The sequence below is a fragment of the Burkholderia sp. E168m23 genome, from assembly GCF_016586125.1.
GTDB classification, from domain to species: Bacteria; Pseudomonadota; Gammaproteobacteria; order Burkholderiales; family Burkholderiaceae; genus Burkholderia; species Burkholderia orbicola.
In genome coordinates this window covers 1-5,724 of record NZ_BCPP01000438.1, presented here as the reverse complement: position 1 = coordinate 5,724, position 5,724 = coordinate 1, and the positions used below count along the sequence as shown (strand labels likewise).

Here is a 5,724-nt window from a genome sequence, read left to right as displayed (position 1 = left end):
AGACCGGCAACGTGCGCGCTCGATGACCTTACCGCCGCTGCGTCGAGTTTATTCCCGCGCGGCACGCATGAAGCGTAAAAAAATCGCCGGACGGCCAGGCGGGCCGCCCGTTACGGCGTGGTGCTCCAGTAGCCGGGGCGTGCATACGCTTCGCGCAGGTAGTCGATGAAGTAGCGCACGCGCGCCGGCACGTAGCGCTGCTGCGGATAGACCGCGAGGATGTCGTAGTCCGGCAGCGCATAGTCGTCGAGTACGGTCTCGAGCTCGCCCGTTTCGAGTTGCGCGGCGATTTCCCACGTCGAGCGCCAGCCGAGCCCGAGCCCCTCGGCCACCCAGCGGTGCAGCAGCTCGCCGTCGTTGCAGTCGAGATTGCCGGTCACGCGCATCGTCGCGATCTTGCCGTGGCGCTGGAAATACCAGCCGCGGTTCTGCCCGCCCTGCAGGTTGAACGCCAGGCAGTTGTGCTTCAGCAGGTCGTCGAGCGACTTCGGCCGGCCGTGCAGGCGGAAATAGTCGGGCGTGCCGCACACCACGCGCCGGTTCGACGCGAGCTTCACCGCGACGAAATTCGGATCGACCGCGCCGCCGATCCGGATCGACAGGTCGTAGCCTTCGCGCACGAGATCGACGACGCGGTCGGTCAGGTTGAACGACAGCTGCATCTCCGGCTTGTCGGCGAGGAAGCCCGGCGCGTGCGGCGCGACGTGCTTGCGCCCGAACGCGGCCGGCGCCGACACGATCAGGTGGCCGCTGACCGCGCGCCGACCGGCGGCCAGTTCGTTCTCGGCCTGATCCCATTCGGACAGCAGCCCGCGACAGCGCTCGAGGAACGCGGCGCCCTCCTCGCTGACGACCAGCCGCCGCGTCGAGCGGTACATCAGCTTCACGCCGAGGCGCTTCTCCAGCGCGTCGATGCGCCGCCCGAGCACCACTGGCGACACACCTTCCTCCAACGCCGCCGCCGCGAGGCTGCCGGCATCGGCCACCCGCACGAACGTCTCGATCTGCTTGAAACGATCCATCCCCTGTCTCCGTCCCGGCTCCGACACCGGCGGGAAGCCCCGTCCGGCCGTCATTCCATACTTTTAGTTTCGAAATAAGCGACTTCGGCTGATCTTATCAAACCTTTCCTGCATCCCTAAAGTGTCCTCAACAGACCGATTCGCAAGATTCAACTATCCAAGGAGACATTCATGGCCAAGATGAGAGCCGTCGACGCAGCCGTACTCGTGCTCGAGAAGGAAGGCATCCAGACCGCGTTCGGCGTGCCGGGCGCCGCGATCAATCCGTTCTACTCGGCCATGCGCAAGTCGGGCGGCATCAGCCACGTGCTGGCGCGCCACGTCGAAGGTGCATCGCACATGGCCGAAGGCTTCACGCGTGCCGCCCCCGGCAACATCGGCGTTTGCATCGGCACGTCGGGCCCCGCCGGCACCGACATGATCACCGGCCTCTATTCCGCGTCCGCCGACTCGATTCCGATCCTCGCGATCACCGGCCAGGCACCGCGCGCGCGTCTCTACAAGGAAGACTTCCAGGCCGTCGACATCGAATCGATCGCGAAGCCGGTCACGAAGTGGGCCGTCACCGTGCGCGAACCGGCGCTCGTGCCGCGCGTGTTCCAGCAGGCGTTCCACCTGATGCGCTCGGGCCGCCCGGGCCCCGTGCTGGTCGACCTGCCGATCGACGTGCAGCTCGCCGAAATCGAATTCGACATCGACACGTACGAACCGCTGCCGGTCTACAAGCCCGCGGCCACCCGCGCGCAGATCGAGAAGGCGCTCGCGATGCTCAACGACGCGGACAAGCCGCTGATCGTGTCGGGCGGCGGCGTGCTCAACGCGGCGGCCGAAGACCTGCTCGTGCAGTTCGCCGAAACGGTCGGCGTGCCGGTGATCCCGACGCTGATGTCGTGGGGCGCGATTGCCGACGACCACCCGCTGATGGCCGGCATGGTCGGCTTGCAGACGTCGCACCGCTACGGCAACGCGACGCTGCTCGCATCCGACTTCGTGCTCGGCATCGGCAACCGCTGGGCGAACCGCCACACGGGCAGCGTCGAGGTCTATACGAAGGGCCGCAAGTTCGTGCACGTCGATATCGAGCCGACGCAGATCGGCCGCGTGTTCGGCCCGGACCTCGGCATCGTGTCCGACGCGAAGGCGGCACTCGAACTGTTCGTCGCGGTCGCGCGGGAATGGAAGGCCGCCGGCAAGCTCAAGGACCGCAGCGCGTGGGTCGCCGACTGCCAGGCGCGCAAGCGCACGCTGCAGCGCAAGACGCACTTCGACAACGTGCCGGTCAAGCCGCAGCGCGTGTACGAAGAGATGAACAAGGTGTTCGGCCGCGATACCTGCTACGTCAGCACGATCGGCCTGTCGCAGATCGCCGCCGCGCAGTTCCTGCACGTGTTCAAGGCACGCAACTGGATCAACTGCGGCCAGGCCGGCCCGCTCGGCTGGACGATCCCCGCGGCGCTCGGCGTGCGTGCAGCCGACCCGAGCCGCCCGATCGTCGCGCTGTCCGGCGACTACGACTTCCAGTTCATGATCGAGGAGCTGGCGGCCGGCGCGCAATTCAAGCTGCCGTACGTGCACGTCGTCGTGAACAACTCGTACCTCGGGCTGATCCGCCAGGCGCAGCGCGCGTTCGACATGGACTACTGCGTGCAGCTCGCGTTCGACAACGTGAACGCGCCGGAACTGAACGGTTACGGCGTCGACCACGTGGCCGTCGCGGAAGGCCTCGGCTGCAAGGCGCTGCGCGTGTTCAAGCCGGAAGAGATCGAGCCGGCGCTGCGCCAGGCGCAAACGCTCGCGGAAGAATTCAGCGTGCCGGTGGTCGTCGAAGTGATCCTCGAGCGCGTGACGAACATCTCGATGGGCACCGAAATCGACGCGATCAACGAGTTCGAGGATCTCGCCGAAAAGGCCGAGCACGCCCCGACCGCGATCTCGATGCTCGACTGAACCGACTGAACCGACTGAACCGACTGAACCGACTGAACCGACTGAACCGACTGAACCGACTGAACCGACTGAACCGACTGAACCGCACGACTTTTTTGACTGACCGACCGAAGAGGCTTAGCTCATGCCGAAGTTTGCTGCAAACCTGACCATGCTGTTCAACGAAGTGCCGTTCCTCGACCGCTTCAAGGCGGCCGCGGACGCGGGCTTCGACGCCGTCGAGTTCCTGTTCCCGTACCCGTACGCGAAAGAGGAACTCGCCGAGCGGCTCGAGACGCATCGCCTGCGCCTCGTGCTGCACAACCTGCCCGCCGGCAACTGGGACCAGGGCGAGCGCGGCATCGCGTGCCTGCCCGATCGCGTCGGCGAATTCCAGGAAGGCGTCGGCCGTGCGATCGAGTACGCGAAGGCGCTGAAGGTGCCCCAGCTGAACTGCCTCGTCGGCATTCCGTCGGCGAGCACGGCGCGCGACAAGACGTTCGTGACGATCGTCGACAACCTGCGCTTCGCCGCCGACGCACTGAAGCGCGAAGGCATCCGCCTGCTCGTCGAGCCGTGCAACAGCTTCGACATCCCGGGCTTCGCGCTGAACCGCTCGTCGGAAGGGCTCGACGTGATCCGCGCGGTCGGCTCGGACAACCTGTTCCTGCAGTACGACATCTATCACATGCAACGCATGGAAGGCGAACTGGCCGCGACGATCGAACGCAATCTCGCGTCGATCGGCCACGTCCAGCTCGCGGACAACCCGGGCCGCAACGAGCCGGGCACCGGCGAGATCAACTATGCGTTCCTGTTCGCGCTGCTCGACCGGCTCGGCTATGCCGGCTACGTCGGCTGCGAATACAAGCCCCGTACCACCACGACGGAAGGCCTCGGCTGGCTGCAAAGCGTGGCCGGCTGCGCACCGGCCTCGGCGCGTCGCGCCGCCTGAATCGCACCCTTCCCGTTTTCAGCCCCATAGGAGACTTTCACATGGCAACCATCGGTTTCATCGGCCTCGGCATCATGGGCGCGCACATGGCGCGCAACCTGCTCAAGGGCGATCATCAACTCGTCGTGAACGGCGCGTTCCCGATTCCGGACGACCTGCGCGGGAACGCGAAGGTCGTCGCGAACTCGACCGAAGTCGCGCAGCACGCGGACATCATCATCTCGATGGTGCCGGACACGCCGGACGTGCGTAACGTGCTGTTCGCCGACGACGGCGTCGCGAAAGGCCTGACGGCCGGCAAGCTCGTGATCGACATGAGCTCGATCTCGCCGCTCGACACGCAGGCGTTCGCGAAGCAGATCAACGCGCTCGGCTGCGACTACCTCGACGCGCCGGTGTCCGGCGGCGAAGTCGGCGCCCGCGAAGCGACGCTGACGATCATGGTCGGCGGCCCGGAGAAGGCGTTCGAACGCGCGAAGCCGCTGTTCGAGAAGATGGGCAAGAACATCACGCTCGTCGGCGACAACGGCGCGGGCCAGACCTGCAAGGTCGCGAACCAGATCATCGTCGCGCTGAACATCGAGGCGGTCGGCGAAGCGCTGCTGTTCGCCGCCCGCTCGGGCGCCGATCCGGAGCGCGTGCGCCAGGCGCTGATGGGCGGCTTCGCAGCGTCGCGCATCCTCGAAGTACACGGTGCGCGGATGACCAAGCGCACGTTCGATCCGGGCTTCCGCATCGAGCTGCACCAGAAGGACCTGAACCTCGCGCTCGACGGCGCACGCAAGCTCGGCCTCGCGCTGCCGCACACCGCGAGCGCGCAGCAGCTGTTCAGCGTGTGCGCATCGCACGGCGGCAAGGCATGGGATCACTCGGCACTCGTGCGCGCGCTCGAGATCATGTCGAACTTCGAGATCGGCCAGACGCCGGCCGCGTAACGCGGATGCCGCAACGCGCGTTTGTGCTGCGATCGCGGACGCGCGCGACGCATACACGCGATTCGGCCGCGGCCGGTCGCATCGATGCGCGATGCACGCGCGCATCACGGTGGGGCGCCCCGCCCCGCATCGCCAACGGCATGCGGGACGGGGCGAAAAACGCCGCTCTGGGCTGAGAGCGGCGTGGTGGGGTCCGCAGCGGCACCCGGCGGCGCCGGGGAAGCCTTGGTCGGTCAGACGTCGTCGTCGGGTGTCCGCCTGTCGGATTTCGCGTATTACATTTCTTTACGTTCGAGCGTGCGATTTTTCATGCAATCGTCGCGTTGAACGCCTACACTTTCGCCACGCCTTTCGAGAAAACCGCCGCGCTTGCGCGCCCCTTCCGGGGTCCGCACCCAGCGCGGTGTTTTTTTCGCCACTTCACGGCGCGTTTTCTTTTCAACCACCTAAGGAGTGCAACGATGGGTCTTCTTTCGTTTATTAAAGAGGCGGGTGAAAAACTGCTGGGTCACGCCGATGCGCAAGCAGCGGAAGATCCGAATGCCGCGAACCAGACTGCGGCCGACGCAATCAAGAATTACATCAGCTCGCAAGGTCTCGATACGTCGAACCTGACCGTCGCGTTCGACGGCGCATCGCGCACCGTCACGCTGTCGGGCAGCGTCGCCGATCTCGACACGAAGGCGAAGGTCAAGGTCGCGGCCGGCAACGTGCAGGGTGTCGCGGGCGTCAACGATGACGATCTGCAGCCGGACGATCCGGAAGTGCAGTACCACGACGTGAAGCCGGGCGACACGCTGTCGGCGATCGCCAAGGAAGTGTACGGCGATGCGAACAAGTATCCGGTGATCTTCGAAGCGAACAAGCCGATGCTGTCGAGCCCGGA

The 5,724-nt window shown here is 65.9% G+C and carries 6 protein-coding genes; 4 read left to right on the top strand and 2 right to left on the bottom strand.

Annotated features, from left to right (window positions below):
• Window positions 1–110: 110 nt before the first annotated feature.
• Window positions 111–1,022 carry a LysR family transcriptional regulator gene (locus JMF90_RS21380; protein WP_006478620.1) on the bottom strand — a complete coding sequence of 304 codons (912 nt, stop codon included), beginning with the start codon at window positions 1,020–1,022 and terminating at the stop codon, window positions 111–113.
• 171 nt (window positions 1,023–1,193) lie between these two features.
• Here JMF90_RS21380 and gcl point away from each other — a divergent pair, with 171 nt between their 5' ends.
• From gcl to JMF90_RS21365, 3 genes are all read left to right on the top strand, one after another.
• Window positions 1,194–2,969 (top strand): glyoxylate carboligase, encoded by a 1,776-nt coding sequence (gcl, locus tag JMF90_RS21375; RefSeq protein WP_006478619.1) that lies wholly within the window; start codon window positions 1,194–1,196, stop codon window positions 2,967–2,969.
• A gap of 124 nt (window positions 2,970–3,093) precedes the next feature.
• Window positions 3,094–3,903, top strand: a complete 810-nt coding sequence (hyi, locus tag JMF90_RS21370; protein WP_011549644.1) for a hydroxypyruvate isomerase — start codon at window positions 3,094–3,096, stop codon at window positions 3,901–3,903.
• 41 nt (window positions 3,904–3,944) lie between these two features.
• The gene (locus tag JMF90_RS21365) at window positions 3,945–4,838 is read left to right on the top strand and encodes a 2-hydroxy-3-oxopropionate reductase (protein ID WP_011549643.1); all 894 of its coding nucleotides are present in this window, start codon (window positions 3,945–3,947) and stop codon (window positions 4,836–4,838) included.
• A 275-nt stretch (window positions 4,839–5,113) separates the two neighbouring features.
• Here JMF90_RS21365 and JMF90_RS21360 read toward each other — a convergent pair whose 3' ends face one another.
• Window positions 5,114–5,284 carry a hypothetical protein gene (locus JMF90_RS21360; RefSeq protein WP_166488141.1) on the bottom strand — a complete coding sequence of 57 codons (171 nt, stop codon included), beginning with the start codon at window positions 5,282–5,284 and terminating at the stop codon, window positions 5,114–5,116.
• Window positions 5,285–5,299: 15 nt separating this feature from the next.
• On the opposite strand from JMF90_RS21360, the gene lysM reads away from it, so the two are divergent.
• Window positions 5,300–5,724, top strand: a 425-nt coding sequence (lysM, locus tag JMF90_RS21355) for a peptidoglycan-binding protein LysM (RefSeq protein WP_201325403.1), incomplete at its 3' end; no start/stop codon positions are given.